General features: G+C 69.7%; 20 protein-coding genes. 1 reads left to right on the forward strand and 19 read right to left on the reverse strand.

The features are described from left to right. Nucleotides 1-12: 12 nt before the first annotated feature. The 19 genes from trpA to ACFUEJ_RS05640 form a co-directional block, all read right to left on the reverse strand. On the reverse strand, nucleotides 13-822 hold the full coding sequence (gene trpA / locus ACFUEJ_RS05550) for a tryptophan synthase subunit alpha (protein WP_388027998.1): 810 nt from the start codon (nucleotides 820-822) through the stop codon (nucleotides 13-15). Next, on the reverse strand, nucleotides 819-2,165 hold the full coding sequence (gene trpB, locus ACFUEJ_RS05555; protein ID WP_388028000.1) for a tryptophan synthase subunit beta: 1,347 nt from the start codon (nucleotides 2,163-2,165) through the stop codon (nucleotides 819-821). Before trpB ends, trpA begins: the two co-directional genes overlap by 4 nt. Before the next feature lie 62 nt (nucleotides 2,166-2,227). Continuing rightward, entirely contained in the window at nucleotides 2,228-3,046 is an 819-nt protein-coding gene (trpC, locus tag ACFUEJ_RS05560; RefSeq protein ID WP_065632347.1) for an indole-3-glycerol phosphate synthase TrpC, read from the reverse strand. A 164-nt stretch (nucleotides 3,047-3,210) separates the two neighbouring features. Then, nucleotides 3,211-4,017 (reverse strand): TIGR02234 family membrane protein, encoded by an 807-nt coding sequence (locus ACFUEJ_RS05565; protein ID WP_205332997.1) that lies wholly within the window; start codon nucleotides 4,015-4,017, stop codon nucleotides 3,211-3,213. Further along, nucleotides 4,014-5,588 carry an anthranilate synthase component I gene (locus tag ACFUEJ_RS05570; RefSeq protein WP_137808506.1) on the reverse strand — a complete coding sequence of 525 codons (1,575 nt, stop codon included), beginning with the start codon at nucleotides 5,586-5,588 and terminating at the stop codon, nucleotides 4,014-4,016. Before ACFUEJ_RS05570 ends, ACFUEJ_RS05565 begins: the two co-directional genes overlap by 4 nt. After that, nucleotides 5,585-5,764: a tautomerase family protein gene (locus ACFUEJ_RS05575; protein WP_004021167.1), complete on the reverse strand. Its 180-nt coding sequence runs from the start codon at nucleotides 5,762-5,764 to the stop codon at nucleotides 5,585-5,587. The genes ACFUEJ_RS05570 and ACFUEJ_RS05575 overlap by 4 nt, the downstream gene beginning before the upstream one ends. Nucleotides 5,765-5,837: 73 nt before the next feature. Next, complete coding sequence (gene hisI / locus ACFUEJ_RS05580) at nucleotides 5,838-6,239, reverse strand: phosphoribosyl-AMP cyclohydrolase (protein ID WP_058251762.1); 402 nt, start codon at nucleotides 6,237-6,239, stop codon at nucleotides 5,838-5,840. Nucleotides 6,240-6,279: 40 nt separating this feature from the next. Further along, nucleotides 6,280-7,053 carry an imidazole glycerol phosphate synthase subunit HisF gene (hisF, locus tag ACFUEJ_RS05585; protein ID WP_058251761.1) on the reverse strand — a complete coding sequence of 258 codons (774 nt, stop codon included), beginning with the start codon at nucleotides 7,051-7,053 and terminating at the stop codon, nucleotides 6,280-6,282. Continuing rightward, nucleotides 7,050-7,916, reverse strand: a complete 867-nt coding sequence (locus ACFUEJ_RS05590) for an inositol monophosphatase family protein (protein WP_388028007.1) — start codon at nucleotides 7,914-7,916, stop codon at nucleotides 7,050-7,052. The genes hisF and ACFUEJ_RS05590 overlap by 4 nt, the downstream gene beginning before the upstream one ends. Beyond that, nucleotides 7,916-8,659 (reverse strand): bifunctional 1-(5-phosphoribosyl)-5-((5-phosphoribosylamino)methylideneamino)imidazole-4-carboxamide isomerase/phosphoribosylanthranilate isomerase PriA, encoded by a 744-nt coding sequence (priA, locus tag ACFUEJ_RS05595; RefSeq protein ID WP_058251759.1) that lies wholly within the window; start codon nucleotides 8,657-8,659, stop codon nucleotides 7,916-7,918. The genes ACFUEJ_RS05590 and priA overlap by 1 nt, the downstream gene beginning before the upstream one ends. An 80-nt stretch (nucleotides 8,660-8,739) precedes the next feature. Continuing rightward, a complete protein-coding gene (locus ACFUEJ_RS05600; protein WP_137808505.1) occupies nucleotides 8,740-9,075 on the reverse strand; it encodes a hypothetical protein in 336 nt (111 codons plus the stop codon). After that, on the reverse strand, nucleotides 9,072-9,713 hold the full coding sequence (gene hisH / locus ACFUEJ_RS05605) for an imidazole glycerol phosphate synthase subunit HisH (protein ID WP_068970342.1): 642 nt from the start codon (nucleotides 9,711-9,713) through the stop codon (nucleotides 9,072-9,074). Before hisH ends, ACFUEJ_RS05600 begins: the two co-directional genes overlap by 4 nt. Continuing rightward, nucleotides 9,710-10,348, reverse strand: a complete 639-nt coding sequence (gene hisB, locus ACFUEJ_RS05610; protein ID WP_055476578.1) for an imidazoleglycerol-phosphate dehydratase HisB — start codon at nucleotides 10,346-10,348, stop codon at nucleotides 9,710-9,712. The genes hisH and hisB overlap by 4 nt, the downstream gene beginning before the upstream one ends. Further along, nucleotides 10,345-11,490, reverse strand: a complete 1,146-nt coding sequence (locus ACFUEJ_RS05615; RefSeq protein WP_388028014.1) for a histidinol-phosphate transaminase — start codon at nucleotides 11,488-11,490, stop codon at nucleotides 10,345-10,347. Before ACFUEJ_RS05615 ends, hisB begins: the two co-directional genes overlap by 4 nt. Further along, nucleotides 11,487-12,830 carry a histidinol dehydrogenase gene (hisD, locus tag ACFUEJ_RS05620; protein WP_388028017.1) on the reverse strand — a complete coding sequence of 448 codons (1,344 nt, stop codon included), beginning with the start codon at nucleotides 12,828-12,830 and terminating at the stop codon, nucleotides 11,487-11,489. Before hisD ends, ACFUEJ_RS05615 begins: the two co-directional genes overlap by 4 nt. A gap of 203 nt (nucleotides 12,831-13,033) precedes the next feature. After that, nucleotides 13,034-13,963, reverse strand: a complete 930-nt coding sequence (gene nadC / locus ACFUEJ_RS05625; RefSeq protein WP_388028020.1) for a carboxylating nicotinate-nucleotide diphosphorylase — start codon at nucleotides 13,961-13,963, stop codon at nucleotides 13,034-13,036. Then, nucleotides 13,960-15,033 (reverse strand): quinolinate synthase NadA, encoded by a 1,074-nt coding sequence (gene nadA, locus ACFUEJ_RS05630; protein WP_388028023.1) that lies wholly within the window; start codon nucleotides 15,031-15,033, stop codon nucleotides 13,960-13,962. The genes nadC and nadA overlap by 4 nt, the downstream gene beginning before the upstream one ends. A 194-nt stretch (nucleotides 15,034-15,227) precedes the next feature. Continuing rightward, nucleotides 15,228-15,734 (reverse strand): DUF1990 family protein, encoded by a 507-nt coding sequence (locus tag ACFUEJ_RS05635; RefSeq protein WP_388028026.1) that lies wholly within the window; start codon nucleotides 15,732-15,734, stop codon nucleotides 15,228-15,230. Continuing rightward, a complete protein-coding gene (locus tag ACFUEJ_RS05640; protein ID WP_055476572.1) occupies nucleotides 15,731-15,991 on the reverse strand; it encodes a helix-turn-helix domain-containing protein in 261 nt (86 codons plus the stop codon). Before ACFUEJ_RS05640 ends, ACFUEJ_RS05635 begins: the two co-directional genes overlap by 4 nt. 101 nt (nucleotides 15,992-16,092) lie before the next feature. Between ACFUEJ_RS05640 and map the strand changes: the two genes are divergently transcribed. Beyond that, nucleotides 16,093-16,866 (forward strand): type I methionyl aminopeptidase, encoded by a 774-nt coding sequence (gene map / locus ACFUEJ_RS05645; protein WP_388028030.1) that lies wholly within the window; start codon nucleotides 16,093-16,095, stop codon nucleotides 16,864-16,866. Nucleotides 16,867-16,944: the final 78 nt, after the last annotated feature.

The following is a 16,944-nucleotide window of genomic DNA, read 5'->3' on the forward strand; positions in this document are numbered from 1 at the left end:
AGAGCGTCCGCTTCAGACAGACGCCCGACGCGAGCGGACCCCTTCGGCCAGTTCGGAGACGAGCGAGGCCAACCGGTCCTGGCCCGCGTTCGCGGCGGTCACCAGCGCCGAACCCACGATGACTCCATCTGCGTACGAGGCGATCTGGGCCGCCTGCTCACGGTTGCGAACGCCGAGCCCGACGCCGATCGGGATGTCGGAGTACTCGCGAACCCGCGCGCACAGCTCGGGAGCCATGTCCGACACGGCATCTCGCGCGCCGGTGACACCCATCGTGGAGGCCGCGTAGACGAAACCCCGGGACGCATCGACGGTGAGGGCGATCCGCTCGGTCGTCGACGACGGAGCGACGAGGTAGATGCGGTCGAGCCCGTGCCGGTCCGCCGCGTCGTGCCACTCCGCGCCCTCTTCGGGGATCAGGTTCGGGGTGATGAGTCCGGCACCGCCGGCCGCCGCCAGATCGCGGGCGAAGTTCTCGACGCCGTACTTGAGAACGGGGTTCCAGTAGCTCATGACCACCGCGTTGCCGCCGGCGGAAGTGATGGCCTCGACCGCGGTGAACACGTCACGGACGCGCACCCCGTTGGCCAGTGCCTGGTCGGCGGCGTCCTGGATCGTCGGGCCGTCCATCACCGGGTCTGAGTAGGGCACGCCGACCTCGATGATGTCGCAACCGGCGTCGACCATCGTCCGGAACGAGGTCAGCGACTCGTCTACGGTCGGGAAACCGACCGGGAGGTAACCGATCAGTGCACTGCGACCCTCGTCCCGGCAGCGGGCGAACACGGGGCCGAGCTTCGACGGGATCGACTGTGGGCTCATGCCTGCTCTCCGGGCTTCTGGACGTCCGACGATTCCGACAGGGTGGCCTCGTCCTGGGACGGCGGGGCGTCGAACAGCCCGAACCAGCGTGCGGCGGTGTCCACGTCCTTGTCGCCGCGACCGGAGAGACTGACGACGATGATCGCGCCCTCCCCCAGTTCCTGCCCGAGCTTCAGGGCGCCGGCGACCGCATGGGCCGACTCGACCGCGGGGATGATGCCCTCGCGGCGGCTGAGCAACGCGAGGGCGTCCATCGCCTCGGTGTCGGTGATCGGCCGGTACTCCGCCCGTCCGGTGTCCTTGAGATAGGCGTGCTCGGGTCCGACCCCCGGATAATCCAGGCCCGCCGAGATCGAATGGGATTCGATGGTCTGACCGTCGTCGTCCTGCAGGAGATAGGAGTACGCGCCCTGGAATGCGCCCGGTGTCCCACCGGTGAAAGTGGCTGCGTGGCGGCCGGTCTCGACGCCGTCGCCGGCGGCCTCGAAGCCGACGAGCCGGACGCCCTCGTCGTCGATGAACGGGTGGAAGATGCCGATCGCGTTCGAACCGCCTCCGACACAGGCGGTCACCGCGTCGGGCAGGCGTCCGGCCTTCTCCAGGATCTGGAAGCGTGCCTCGAGCCCGACGACGCGCTGCAGATCGCGGACCATGACCGGGAACGGGTGCGGCCCGGCAGCGGTACCGAAGCAGTAATACGTGTTGTGCGCGTTGGTGACCCAGTCACGCATGGCCTCGTTGATCGCGTCTTTCAGCGTCGCCGAACCGTTGTCGACGGCGATCACCTCGGCGCCGAGGAGTCGCATGCGGGCGACGTTGAGCGCCTGGCGATCCGTGTCGACCCGGCCCATGTAGATCACGCACTCGAGACCGAGAAGCGCGCACGCGGTCGCGGTGGCGACCCCGTGCTGACCGGCGCCGGTCTCGGCGATGACGCGGTGCTTGCCCATCCGCTGGGCCAGGAGTGCCTGTCCGAGAACGTTGTTGATCTTGTGCGAACCGGTGTGGTTGAGGTCCTCGCGCTTGAGGAAGATCCGCGCCCCGCCGGCGTGCTCGGACAAGCGCTTCGCCTCGTACAGCGGCGACGGGCGGCCGGCGTAGTCGCGCTGCAGGCGGTCCAGCTCGGCAAGGAAATCGTCGTCGGCGCGGACCTTCTGGAAAGTCGTGGTCACCTCGTCGATGACGGCCATCAGGGCCTCGGGTACATGGCGCCCGCCGTAGACACCGAAGTGGCCGTGCTCGTCGGGTTCGATCGAGGTACGAGTGGTGAGCCCGACGCTCGCGGTGGGCAGCGGAGTCGCCTCGGCGGCGTCGGTGCGGACGGAATCAGGATGAGCGGTCACTTCAACTCACAGACGATCGGGCCGACAGGCTCACACGGACCGATGCCGGCCCGGACACTTTGTCAGCGAACAGGTTTCGGGCACGACGGGTGTGTGCCCGCGGTGACGAGCTCACGGACCGCGGCACGCGGGTCGCCACTGGTGACGAGACCTTCGCCGACGAGTACCGCATCGGCGCCGGCACCGGCGTAGGCCAGCAGATCGGCGGTGCCGCGCACACCCGACTCGGCGATCCGGATGGTCTCCGTGGGCAGACCGGGTGCGATGCGCGAGAAGGTGTCCCGCTCCACCTGCAGGGTCTTGAGGTTGCGTGCGTTCACGCCGACGACCGAGGCGCCGGCTTCGAGGGCGCGGCTGGCCTCCTCCTCGGTGTGTACCTCGACGAGCGCGGTCATGCCCAGGCTCTCGGTGCGGTCGAGAAGTGAGGCGAGCACGTTCTGCTCGAGGGCGGCGACGATCAACAGGATGACGTCGGCGCCATGGGCGCGGGCCTCATGGATCTGGTACGTGCCGACGATGAAGTCCTTGCGCAGCACCGGGATGTCGACCGCGGCGCGGACGGCGTCGAGGTCGGCGAGCGAGCCGCGGAACCGGCGTTCCTCGGTGAGCACGCTGATGATGCGCGCGCCGCCGTCTTCGTACGCGCGGGCGAGTTCGGCGGGGTCCCCGATGCTGGCGAGTTCGCCTTTCGACGGACTGGCGCGCTTCACCTCGGCGATGACACCGATTCCGGGCTGACGCAGGGCGGCCAGCGCATCCTTGGGGGCGGGAGCCTTGGCGGAGGCCGCTTTGACCGAGGCGAAGTCGACGACGGCCTCACGTGCCGCGACGTCGGCTTTCACTCCCTCGATGATCGATTCGAGAACGTTGGGCACGCTCACAGCGACTTGCTCCCTTCTCCCTCGACGTGTGTTCTCAGGGTAGACGGGCCGTTCGGGCCGGTTGCGTCCGGGTTGGCCGATCAGTGACCTCATCGCGCTGATGCGTCCATCGTCGGAGTCTGCGACCGGGCGTCGCCGTCGCCGACCCGTCATCGGCTTGCGGTTCAGCGACGGTCGGGGTCGTTCGGGTCGGTCGGGTCGATGCCGGTGTCGAGCGCGTCCCACATCATCCGCTCGTTCGCTCCGGGCGGCGTCGGCTCCGCCGCCGGGCCGGGGTCGTCCGCCCGACCGCTCGTTCCGGGCTTCGCAGAGCCGGATCGGGTCGCATCGGGCTCCGCGGCCGCGGAGTCCTCGTTCTGCTCGGCGGCCTTACGACGCTCGTAGTCGGCGAAGATCTCGGTCTCGATCTCCTCGCGGCGAGCGGCCGGAGTGGTGTATTTCGACGATCGGGTGGCCCCCTTCGCGACGCGCAGCAGCATGACCGCTGCACCTACCGCACACACGGTGCCGGCGAGCACGACCACCGCGGCGAGGGGGTTGGTGTCGACGAAGAGCACGATGTAGCGATCGGGGATGCTGCCCGCCTCGGCGGCGTACGCAGAGTCGGTGCCCCCGGTGATCAGCGAGATCGCCGGGAAAGCGGCCAGGAGCCCGCCGACGGCGACCAGGATCGCGACGACTCGGAGGGCCCAGCCACGCACTGACAGCGCCGCGAGTATGCCCGCCAAGTAGACCAGCGCCAGCGGCGTGAGCCAGGGACTCCAGTCCCCGCCGTTGACCTCGAACGCGCGCTGCGGGGACAACCCGTCCTCGGCGGAGACGGTGGCCCAGGTCAGCCGGCTCGCACCCCAGAAGGCCGCTGCGGCCGCCGCCATCAGCAGTGCCGCGACGACCTGTCGGCGCCGGACGGACTTGCGGCGGATGGCCTCTACGTCAGGACCTGCCGCGGCTCCGGATTCGTCAGAGGTCATGAGTTCTCACCCACCCGTCGCATCGTCGAGGCGGCCGCGACCGCGTTGAGCACCGCGGTGGCCTTGTTACGCGCCTCGTTGTACTCGTACTCGGGCTCGCTGTCGGCCACCACACCACCGCCGGCCTGGACGAACGCCTTGCCGCGCGCGAGCAGCGCGGTGCGGATGGCGATGGCGGTGTCGGCGTTGCCGGCGAAGTCGAGATAGCCGACGATCCCGCCGTAGAGCCCGCGGCGGGTCATCTCGTGTTCGTCGATGAGTTCCATCGCCCGCACCTTCGGTGCGCCGGTCAGGGTTCCGGCCGGGAAGCACGCCGTCACGGCGTCGAGGGCATGCTTGTCGTCGCGGAGGGTCCCCGACACGGTCGAGACGAGATGCATGACGTGGCTGTAGCGCTCGATGTGCCGATAGTCGCTGACCTTGACCGTGCCGGGTACGCAGACACGTCCGAGGTCGTTGCGCCCGAGGTCCACCAGCATCAGGTGCTCGGCGTTCTCCTTCTCGTCCTCGATCAGGCCCTTGCCGAGCAGTTGGTCTTCCTCCTCGGTCGCGCCGCGCCAGCGGGTGCCCGCGATCGGGTGCGTGGTCGCCACCCCGTCGGCCACGGTGACCAGTGCCTCGGGGCTGCTGCCGACGATGGTGAACGGCTTGCGCGCAATCGCGTCGGGCGAGCCGGTGTCGCTGTGCTCCTCGGTGCCGGGCATCCGCAGGAGGTACATGTACGGACTCGGATTGGATGCGCGCAGCACGCGATAGACATCGAGCGGGTCGGCGTCGGAGTCCATCTCGAAGCGCATCGACGGCACGACCTGGAAGGCCTCGCCGGCCTCGATCTCGCCGACGAGATCGGTGACGATCTCGCTGTACTCCGCGAGCGATCGCTGCGCGGCGAACTCGGGCCGCGGGCGGTCGAAGGTCGACACCGTCGACGGCGCGGGTGCGGCGAGCGCTTCGGTCATCCGGTCCAGCCGGTCGAGTGCGTCGGCGTAGGCGTCCTCGACCCGCTCGTCGGAGCCGTCCCAGTTGACCGCGTTGGCGATGAGCGTGATCGTGCCCTCATGATGGTCGACCGCGGCGAGGTCGGTGGCCAGCACCATCATCATGTCCGGGAGGCCCAGATCGTCGACCGTGGTCTCGGGCAGACGCTCGAGCCGGCGGACCATGTCGTAGGCCATGAAGCCGACGAATCCGCCGGTCAACGGGGGCATCCCGGGGAGTGGATCGGTCTGCAGGAGGCGCAATGACTCCGCGAGGACCTCGAGCGCGTCGCCGCCCTCGGGTGCGCCGACGGGCACCGACCCCCACCAGTGCGCCTGTCCGTCGACGACGGTCAGGGCCGATGGTGCGCCCGCGCCGATGAACGACCATCGGGACCAGGACCGCCCGTTCTCGGCGGACTCCAGCAGGAAGGTCCCCGGACGGTCGCCCGCGAGTTTGCGATAGGCCGACAGCGGCGTCTCGGAGTCGGCGAGGACCTTACGCGTCACCGGTACGACGCGGTGATCGCGCGCGAGGTCGAGGAACTCGGCGAGAGTCGTGGTGTCGGCGGCCCCGCCGGTGGTGGCGGTCATCCGAGCGGCTCGCCGCCGACGCCCCACTGATTACGCGGAACCTCCGTGATCGTCACCCAGACCGAGTCGGGGTTCTTGCCGGTTGCCTTGGCATAGGCCTCGGTGACCGCGGCAATCGTCTCGCGCTTGACGCGATCCGACAGTCCCGGCGTCTGCGAGATCTGGATGAGGGGCATGGACGCACCGCCTTTCGAAGGTCTCGAGCTGTGGCGTGTCCCGGAGTTCGCACCCGGGACTCGTGTCTCGGGTCTATTCTGCTGGGTCCGTCGAGCCCGACCCGGATTCGGCCCCGGAACCCGGCGCCGCGTCGATCCCGAACGTCAGCGACTCGGTGTCGAAACAGCTGTGGTTGCCGGTGTGGCAGGCCGCGCCCACCTGGTCGACGATCAGCAGCACGGTGTCGCCGTCGCAGTCGATGCGGGCGTCGTGCACATACTGCGTGTGCCCGCTCGTCTCCCCCTTCACCCAGTACTCCTGGCGTGACCGCGAGTAGTAGGTCCCCTTCCGGGTGGCGAGCGTGCGCTCGAGCGCGACGTCGTCCATCCAGGCGACCATCAGCACCGTCCCGGTGCTGCGTTCCTGCGCCACCGCGGTGAACAGGCCGTCGGCGTTGCGTTTGAGGCGTGCGGCGAGATCGGGATCGAGTGCCATCAGCGACCTTCCGGATCGGTGCGGGAGGGGACGCGGCGTGTCATCGGACGGTGATCCCGGCGTCGCGCATGGCCGTCTTCACCTGGGCCACGGTGAGTTCGCCGAAGTGGAAGACCGAGGCCGCGAGAACGGCGTCAGCGCCCGCCTGCACCGCCGGCGCGAAATCGTCGATGCGGCCGGCGCCGCCGCTGGCGATGACCGGCACCGACACCGCGGCGCGTACGGCAGTCAGCATGCGCAGGTCGAAGCCCTGTTTGGTGCCGTCGGCGTCCATCGAGTTGAGCAGGATCTCGCCGACACCGAGGTCCTGGCCACGGACCGCCCACTCGACCGCGTCGATCCCGGTGCCCTTACGGCCGCCGTGGGTGGTGACCTCCCAGCCCGACGGCGTGGGTTCCGCACCTTCGGGAACTGTCCGGGCGTCGACGGACAGCACGATGCACTGCGAACCGAAGCGCCGGCTCATCTCGGCGAGCACCTCCGGCCGGGCGATGGCCGCGGTGTTGACGCTGACCTTGTCGGCCCCGGCGCGCAGCATGGTGTCGACGTCGTCGACGGTCCGGATGCCCCCGCCGACGGTGAGCGGGATGAACACCTGATCGGCGGTGCGCTTCACCACGTCGATCATCGTCGAGCGCCCCGAGCTCGACGCGGTCACGTCGAGGAAGGTCAGTTCGTCCGCGCCTTCGCGGTCGTAGCGCTCGGCCAGCTCGACCGGGTCGCCGGCGTCGCGCAGGTTGGCGAAGTTGACGCCTTTGACCACGCGGCCGTCGTCGACGTCGAGGCACGGGATGACCCGGGTCGCCAGCGTCATCGTCGGGTCTCCTTCGGGGTGGTGGATTCTGGGGTGATGACGTCTGCCGCCCATTCCGGGATCGTCTCGCCGATGACACGCATCAGACCGGCGTGCACGGTCGGGGTACCGGCGACCAGCGACGGCGACGCCACGGTCCACGGACGGCCGGCGATGTCGGTCGCCACACCGCCGGCGGCCCGGACCAGCGCCGCACCCGCCGCGTTGTCCCAGGGGTGCCGGCCGAAGGCGATCGCCCCGCCGAACACGCCGGCCGCGGTGAACGCCATGTCAACACCCGTCGACCCGGTCATCCGGATCCGGGCGGCACGCGTGCTGAGTTCGCGCAGGAGGTGGGCCCGGCGCGCCCCCGGGTAGCGGCCACCGCCGCGGGCATCGAACGGACCGAAGGCGATGGCTGCCTCGGCGAGTTCCATGTCGGGAGCCGGCGGGACGGCTACGCCGTTCAGCAGCAGCGGACCGTCGGCGTGTGCGGCGTACCGGCGTCCCACGAGCGGCAGCCACGTCATCCCGAGCGTGGCCTCGCCGTCGACCACCAGACCGAGGAGGATCCCGGTGAGCGGCATCCCCGCGGAGTAGTTGAAGGTGCCGTCGATCGGGTCGAGCACCCACACCGGACCGTCGACGACGTCGGCGCCGCCGAATTCCTCGCCGTGGACCGGGATCTGGGTCCGGTCGGCGAGCTCGGCCCCGATGTGGCGCTCGAGGTCGAGGTCCACCTGCGTGGCGAAGTCGGTGCCGCCCTTGTTGATCGCACTCGGCGCACCCTGACCGTCGACGAAGCGATCGACGGCGGCGTCGAGGATCGACCCGGCGGTGTCGAGCAGCCGGGGCAGGTCGAGGGTGGAGTCCGCCGCGCTCATCAGACCCCGGCGACCGCGGTCAACGCCTCCGGCAGCGTGAATCGGCCCGCATAGAGCGCCTTGCCGACGATGGCGCCCTCCACACCCTGGCCGGTGAGGCCGGCGATCGCGACCAGATCGTCGATGGCCGAGACGCCGCCCGAGGCCACGAGGGGGGCGTCGGTGGCCGCGGCGACCTCGGCGAGGAGATCGAGATTCGGACCCTGCAGCGTGCCGTCCTTGGAGACGTCGGTGACCACGTAGCGGGCGCATCCGTCGCGATTCAACCGCTCGAGGACCTCCCAGAGATCGCCTCCGTCGGTGACCCAGCCCCGCCCGCGCAACCGGTAGGAACTGCCGTCGCGGATCACGTCCAGACCGACCGCGATGCGGTCCCCGTGCTCGGCGATCGCGCGGGCACACCACTCCGGGTTCTCCAGGGCGGCGGTACCGAGGTTCACGCGCGTGCACCCGGTGGCGAGGGCGGCGGCCAGCGAATCGTCGTCGCGGATGCCGCCGGACAGTTCGACCTTCACGTCGAGTTCACCGACCACGCCGGCCAGCAGTTCGCGATTGTCGCCACGGCCGAACGCGGCGTCGAGGTCGACGAGATGGATCCACTCCGCACCGTCCCGCTGCCACGCCAGCGCCGCGTCGCGCGGCGAACCATACGACGTCTCGGTGCCGGCCGCGCCCTGGACCAGGCGGACCGCCTGCCCGTCGGCGACGTCGACGGCGGGAAGGAGTTCGAGGGTGCTACCCATGGGTGAATCTGTCCTGTCTGTTCTGGATCGAGCGCGGTTCTTGATCGAGCGAGTCGGCGGTGGACGTGATCGGGGTGGGGTCAGGCGGGGTGGTGACCGTCGCGCGCCGCGATCAGGTCTGTCCGGGCGCGGTCGACCATGCGGTTGGCAACGGTACCGATCGCGGCGATCATCGCCGCCACCGCCACCAGCGCGGCGACCAGTCCGGCGATCGGCGACCAGTGCGCACACAGCGCGATGATCGGGACGGACACGATCAGGACAAGCACTCCCGCACCGAGAGCGTAGAAGGCGAGCTTGGCGATCGAGAAACCGGAGGACGCCGAGGACGCGCCCGCCGCGTCGGACCCGGACGGTCGCCCGACGGGTCCGTCGCCGTACCCGGCGTCGTCCGGGCGCGGCGTGCCGTCGGTCACGAGAGTCCCCGAACCCAGTTCTCCAGCAGGTGCGCACCGGCGTCGCCGGACTTCTCCGGATGGAACTGGGTCGCCGACAGCGGCCCGTTCTCCACCGCGGCGAGGAACGGTCCACCATGTTCGGCCCAGGTCAGCTTGGGCGCGGTCAACGGCGAACCCTCGTTGTCCATCTCCCAGGTCTGCGCGGCGTAGGAATGCACGAAGTAGAAGCGGGTGTCGGCGTCGAGCCCGTCGAAGAGCACGGTGCCCTCGGGTGCGTCGACCGTGTTCCAGCCCATGTGCGGCAGAACGGGAGCGGGCAACTGGGTCACACTGCCCGGCCACTCCCCGCAACCCTCCGCCTCGACGCCGAACTCGACGCCGCGCTCGAACAGGATCTGCATGCCCACGCAGATGCCCAGGACCGGGCGGCCGCCCGCCAATCGTCGCCCGACGATCCGGTCGCCCTTGACCGCGCGCAGGCCTTCCATGCAGGCGGCGAACGCGCCGACGCCGGGCACGACGAGGCCGGTGGCGTTCAGGGCCGTGTCGAAGTCGGAGGTGACCGTCACCTGTGCCCCGGTCCGCTCGAGCGCACGCTGCGCGGACCGCAGGTTGCCCGAGCCGTAGTCGAGGATCGTGACGTCGGCGACGCTCACAGCGCGCCCTTCGTCGACGGCACACCGGTCACGCGGGCGTCGTACTCGGTCGCCGCGCGCAACGCGCGGGCCACGGCCTTGAACTCCGCCTCGGTGATGTGGTGCTGGTCGCGGCCGTAGAGGACCCGCACGTGCAGCGCGATGCGCGCGTTGAGCGCGATCGACTCGAACACGTGCCGGTTGATGACGGTCGAGTACGGGACACCCGGGTAGCCACCGATCACGGCGGTGAGCATGTGCTCGGGCTCGCCGGTGTGGACGCAGTAGGGGCGGCCCGACACGTCGACGACGGCCTGGGCGAGGGTCTCGTCCATCGGGATCCAGGAATCGCCGAAGCGACGGATGCCCTTCTTGTCGCCGAGCGCCTGGCCGAGAGCCTGGCCGAGCACGATCGCGGTGTCCTCGATGGTGTGGTGGCCCTCGACCTCGATGTCGCCCTTCGCCTCGACGGTGAGATCGAAGCTGCCGTGCTGACCGAAGGCGGTGAGCATGTGATCGAAGAACGCGATGCCGGTCGAGATGTTCGTCACGCCGGTGCCGTCGAGATTCAATTCGACGGAGATCGACGACTCCCTGGTGCTCCGTTCGACCTTCGCGACACGGGGCGCGGGGTTGGTCGCAGAGGGGGTGCTCACTGAGGGTTCTCCAGATCTGTGGTGGCGAGCGTGCGGCTGACGTCGAGGAAGGCGTCGTTCTCATGCGCGAGACCGATGGTCACCCGGAGGTGACCGGCGATGCCGACGTCCCGGATGAGGACGCCCTGGTCGAGGTAACGCTGCCACGACGCCGCAGCATCCCGGAACCGTCCGAACAGCACGAAGTTGGCGTCGGAGTCGATGACGCGGTACCCGAAGGCGGTCAGCGCCGCGACCACGCGCTCGCGTTCGGACCGGATCGCGGCGACGCCGGCGAGGGTGTCGTCGCTGTGGCGCAATGCTGCTCGCGCGGCGGCCTGGGTCAGCACGGACAGGTGGTACGGGAGCCGCACCAGCTGGATCGCGTCGACGACGGCGGGTGCTGCGGCGAGGTAACCGAGCCGGCCACCGGCGAAGGCGAAGGCCTTGCTCATCGTCCGGCTGACGACGACCTTGGCCGGGAACTCGTCGATGAGCTCGACGGCGCTCGGAGCCGCCGAGAACTCGGCGTAGGCCTCGTCGACGATCACGATGCCCGGAGCCGCCTCGACGATGCGACGCAGGTCCGCGAGCGGGATCGAACCGCCGGTCGGGTTGTTCGGCGAGGTCACGAAGACGACGTCCGGTTCGCGGTTCGCGACTTCGGCGACCGCGTAGTCGGTGTCGAGCGAGAAGTCGCCCGCCCGCGCCGCGACCAGCCAGGCGGTGTCGGTGCCGTCGGAGATGATCGGATGCATCGAATACGACGGCACGAACCCGAGCGCACTGCGGCCGGGACCGCCGAAGGCCTGCAGCAGTTGCTGCAGAACCTCGTTGGAACCGTTTGCCGCCCACAGGTTCTCGACGCCGAGCTGCACACCGGTGGCCCGGGTCAGGTAGGCGGCGAGGTCGGCACGGAGGGCGACGGCATCGCGATCGGGATAGCGGTGCAACTCACCGGCGGCCTCGCGCACCGACGCGGCGACATCGTCGATCAGGGCCGGCGACGGCGCGTGCGGGTTCTCGTTGGTGTTGAGGATCACCGGAACCCTGAGTTGCGGTGCGCCATAAGCGCTCTTGCCACGGAGGTTCTCACGTAGCGGCAGGTCGTCGACGGTGATCGAGCTGCCCGGGGTTGCCGTCACCGGATCGGCGGCCGTCACCGGCCCGCTCTCCCGACGAAGCGCTGCTTCACCGCATCACCGTGACCGGGCAGGTCCTCGGCGTCGGCGAGGGTCACCACCTTGTCGGCGACCTCGCGCAGCGCGGCCTCGTCGTAGTCGATGACGTGGACGCCCTTGAGGAAGGTCTGCACCGACAACCCGGAGGCGAAGCGCGCCGAACCCGAGGTGGGCAGAACGTGATTGGAGCCCGCACAGTAGTCACCGAGGCTGACCGGCGCATAGGGCCCGACGAAGATCGCGCCCGCGTTGTGCACCCGGTCGGCGACCGCGGCCGCGTCCCGGGTCTGGATCTCGAGGTGTTCGGCCGCATAGGCATCGACGACGGCGAGCCCCGCGTCGAGATCGTCGACGAGGACGACGCCCGACTGCTTTCCCGACAGCGCGGTGGTCACGCGTTCGCGGTGCTTGGTGGCCGCGACCTGCTGCTCGAGAGCTTCGTCGACGGCGTCGGCGAGTTCGGCGCTGTCGGTCACAAGCACCGACGCCGCGAGGACGTCGTGCTCGGCCTGGCTGATGAGGTCGGAGGCGAGGATGCCCGCGTCCGCCGAGTCGTCGGCGAGGATCGCGATCTCGGTGGGTCCGGCCTCGGAGTCGATGCCGACCACGCTGCGGCACAGACGCTTGGCCGCGGTGACGTAGATGTTGCCCGGGCCGGTGATGAGGTCGACGGGGTCGAGAACAGCATTCGGCTCGTCCGCGGATTCCGTGTCGGCGCCACCGTAGGCGAGCAGGGCCACGCCCTGGGCACCGCCGACCGCCCACACCTCGTCGACGCCGAGGAGTGCGCAGGCGGCGAGGATGGTCGGGTGCGGCCACCCGCCGAAGTCTTTCTGCGGAGGCGAGGCGACGACCAGCGAGCCGACGCCGGCCTCCTGGGCGGGGACGACGTTCATGATGACCGACGACGGATAGACGGCGTTGCCGCCCGGGACGTACAGGCCGACGCGGCGCACCGGAATCCACTTCTCGCTGACGACGCCGCCGTCGACGACCTGGGTGCGGGTGGTCTCCCGGCGCTGGTCGGCGTGGACCTTGCGCGCGCGGGTGATCGACTCGCGCAGCGCCTCGGCGACCTGCGGGTCGAGCCCGGCCAGAGCATCGGCGATGACCTGAGCGGGCACCCGCACCGACGCGGGTCGGACACCGTCGAACTTCTCGCCGTAGTCGAGCGCAGAGCTGCTGCCGTTCTCCGCCACCGCATGCACGACCGGTGTCACCGTGTCGAGGACGGCATTGACATCGGTACCCCCGCGGGGCAGCGCACGACGCAACTCGGCGAGTGTCGGCGTGCTACCGCGCAGGTCAATTCGGGCGAGCATGATCTCTCCTGGTGGCTGCTGATGTACCCGACAAGGATACGTGTCGGGTGCCAGCGGGTTTCTGGTGCGGGTTGTCACCGAGAACGTCGGGGCAGTTCGATCCGGTATGCGGACGAATCTGCCCCCGTCCTTCCACGTGGCTGATCGCCAGAACCGAGTTGTCCGACGTCGACGCCCGAACCGACACCGGGCAGCCGAGCGACCTAGGGCGCCGGGATGTCCAGACCGAGGTCCAGGACGGTGACGGAGTGCGTCAGCGCGCCCACGGCCAGGTAGTCGACGCCGGTGCGGGCATAGTCGGCCGCGACGTCGAGCGACAGGCCTCCCGAGCTCTCCAGCTTGGTGCCCGGCGACCGGGTGTTGCGGCGCTGGACGGCCATCTGGGTCTCCCACGGCTCGAAGTTGTCCAGCAGGACCAACTGCGGTTCGAGTCCGAGGACCTCGTCGAGCTGGGTCAGCGAATCGACCTCGACCTCGACCGGTAGGCCCGGCGCCGCCGCCCGGACCGCCTCCAGCGCCGCGGCGACCGAACCCGCGGCGACGACGTGGTTGTCCTTGATGAGGGCGGCGTCGCCGAGCCCCATCCGATGATTGACTCCCCCGCCGGCACGAACCGCGTACTTCTGCAGATGCCGAAGACCCGGAAGCGTCTTGCGCGAGTCGCGGATTCGGGCGTCCGTACCCTCCACCGCCGCCACCCAGGCCGCGGTGGTCGTGGCGATCCCCGACAGGTGCGAGATCAGGTTGAGCGCCGTGCGTTCCGCGGTCAGCAGCGCTCGCGTCGGAGCGTGGACGGCGAGTACGACGGTGCCGGGTTCGACGCGGGTTCCGTCGTCGACGCGCGACGTGATCGTGTACTCGCCCGCCCCGATCACCTCGTCGAAGACCGCCTCGACCACCGGCACGCCGGCGATCACACCATGCGCGCGGCTGATGATCGCCGCGTCGACGACCGCGTCGGCGGGGACCGTGGACGTGGTCGTGACGTCGGGTCCGTATCGCAGATCCTCGTCGAGCGCGGTGCGGATCAACGCGCGGACCTCGTCGGTGACCGCGGCGCCGAGTTCACCGCCCGCGGCCTGGCCGACGAAGCCTCCGGCTGGGGCCGTCGTCGAGGGGGTGGAGCTGCTCACTCGCCCGATCCGGGATTGCCGATCGCGATCATGCGCTCGACGCTCTTGCGCGCCTTCTCGGCGACGTCGGCGTCGACGAACACCTCGTCGCGACCCTCCCGCAGGCACCGGAGCATGGCCGCCGGGGTGATCATCTTCATGTAGGGGCACGATGCCCGGTCGTTGACGGCCTGGAAGTCGACACCCGGTGCGGCCTTGCGCAATTGATGCAGCATCCCGACCTCGGTGGCGACGAGCACCTGCCTCGCGCCGGTCTCGCGCGCGGCGTCGAGCATGCCGCCCGTCGACAGGATCTTCACCTTCTCCTCGGGCACGAAACCCTCGCCGGCCAGATACAGCGCCGAGGTCGCGCAACCGCATTCGGGGTGGATGAACAGGTCGGCGTCCGGGTGCGAGTTCGCCTGCGCGGTCAACTCGTCACCGTTGATGCCGGCGTGCACGTGGCATTCGCCCGCCCAGATGTGGATGTTGTCGCGGCCGGTCTCGCGCTTGACGTGCGCGCCGAGGAACTGGTCGGGCAGGAACAGGACGTCACGGTCGGGATCGATCGAGGCGACCACGTCGACGGCGTTCGACGACGTGCAGCAGATGTCGGTGAGGCCCTTCACCTCGGCGGTGGTGTTCACGTAGGACACCACCAGCGCATCGGGGAACTCGGCCTTCCAGGCCCGGAGTTCGTCCGCGGTGATCGAGTCGGCCAGCGAACATCCGGCGCGCTCGTCGGGGATCAGGACCCGCTTCTCGGGGCTCAGGATCTTGGCGGTCTCGGCCATGAAGTGGACGCCGCAGAAGATGATCTCGTCGGAGTCGACCTCGGCGGCGATCCGCGAGAGGGCAAGAGAGTCGCCGACATGGTCGGCGACATCCTGGATGGCTGGGAGCTGGTAGTTGTGCGCGAGCAGCGTCGCGTTGCGCGCCTTGGCGAGGCGGCGGACCTCGTCCGCCCACTCCTGCGTCGGCTCCACGCCGGTGTAGCCGCCCGGCGCGTCGTACCACGTCGCATCGACGAGCGCCGAGTCCTGGACTGCGGGCGCGGTCATCGACGTGAGGCGATCACTGGTGATGCTCATGTGCCACTCCTCTGGCTACCCGGCGACGAGTTCCGTCCCCGGGACGCTGGTTCCCCAGATCACGGGCCGTGTGTCCGAGGCAGGTTTTCGACTCATGGTCGAAAACGCTATGCATCGTAACATTCGCCACACTCACGGCATTCCCATGACCTCGTCGCCGGCGTTCTCGGCCGCGATTCAGGCGGACGACCAGTTCAGCCACACATCAGAGCGTCGAGGTAGCGCTCGGTGAATCGCGACTGCGCAACCCGCCCGATCGGACCGCCCAGACGCGTGAACCACCGCCCCGGACGCGAGAACGCGACAACATGCCCGACCACGGTGTCGTCGTCGAGCCATTCCACCCAGAAGCGCTCTTCGCCGATCTCGGGATGGCCGGGCAGCGTGCCGTAGGCGAAGCCGCGCTCGCGCGGGGCGTCGATCACCTCGATGACCCGGCACCGTGCGGTGATCGCGAGGGGGCCGAGACCCGCGCGCAGGTCGACGTCGGCGCCGACAGTGGCCGCGGGCGTCGATTCGTCGACACCGAAGCCGGCACGACGATGCATGTCCCAGTTCATGATTCGCCGGCCGGCCGTGGCGAAGCAGGCAGCTCCCGAGCCGATGACCCGTGACCGGCGCAGATGGTGGTAACCGGGCGGGAGCGTCCCGGCCGTCGCGCCGACCTCGGGATAGGTGAGATCCGATCGGTTCGCGGTCACCCGACTCGTGCCACCTCGGCGTCGAGCACGAGTGCCAGATCGTCGAGTGAGGTACCCAGCGCGCGAGCAAGCGCCGCGATCGTGGCGAAAGCGGGCGTCGGCATGCGTCCGGTCTCGATCTTGCGCAGGGTCTCCGGCGAGATACCCGCACCCGACGCCACATCGCCCAGCGGACGATCGCCGCGCAACTCGCGGAGCCGGGCGCCGAGCCGGCGCCCGGCCGCGATCTGTTCCGGGGTCAGGGGGTTACGCACCATGTAGCGATCGTAGCGGGTCCGGTATACAAATACCGAGACGCGGTGGTATTTGTATACCGACCAGCGATCCGAGAGGACGCAATGACCACGAGAGGACGGGAATGGTCGAACTGAAGTCGCCTGCCGAGGTGGCCGCCATGGGAGTGACGGGGGCGTTCATCGCAGATCTCCTCGACGACCTCGCCGGACGCGCCGACGTCGGGGTCAACCTCCTCGAGCTCGAGGAACGCGCGCGGAAGCTCGTCAACGACCGCGGTGCACAGTCCTGCTACTGGGACTACTCGCCGTCCTTCGGCCGCGGCCCGTTCCGCAATGTGATCTGCCTGTCGGTGAACGACGCTGTCCTGCACGGACTCCCGCACGATTACGCCCTCGCCGACGGAGACCTGCTCTCGATGGACATCGCCGTCGCCATCGACGGCTGGGTGGCCGACTCCGCGCGCAGCGTCATCGTCGGCACCCCACGGCCCGACGATCAGCGACTCGTCGCGGCCACGGAAGAAGCACTGGGCGCAGCCATCGACGCCGCTCGTCCGGGCGGTCGGCTCGGCGACATCTCGGCCGCGATCGGAGCGGTCGCCGCCGCACACGGGTATCGGGTCAACACCGAGTTCGGCGGACACGGACTGGGCCGCACCATGCACGAGGATCCCCACGTCGCCAACGTGGGCCGGGCCGGACGCGGCATGAAACTACGCCCCGGCCTGACCCTCGCGCTCGAACCGTGGTTCACGCTCGGTTCCGAGCGCATCAAGTTCGACGCCGACGGGTGGACCATCCGGTCGTTCGACGGCTCGCGCGGCGCGCACAGCGAACACACGATCGCCGTCACCGACGGCGAGGCGATGGTCCTCACGGCGCACGGGGGCGGGTAGTCGCGGTCACCAGGTGGCTTCGACACGGCGCCTCGACCTCGACGCGCTCCTTCGTCGCTTGCTCGGCCCGGCGGCTTC

The organism is Gordonia sp. NPDC057258, from assembly GCF_042668985.1.
Classification (GTDB): Bacteria; Actinomycetota; Actinomycetes; order Mycobacteriales; family Mycobacteriaceae; genus Gordonia; species Gordonia hongkongensis.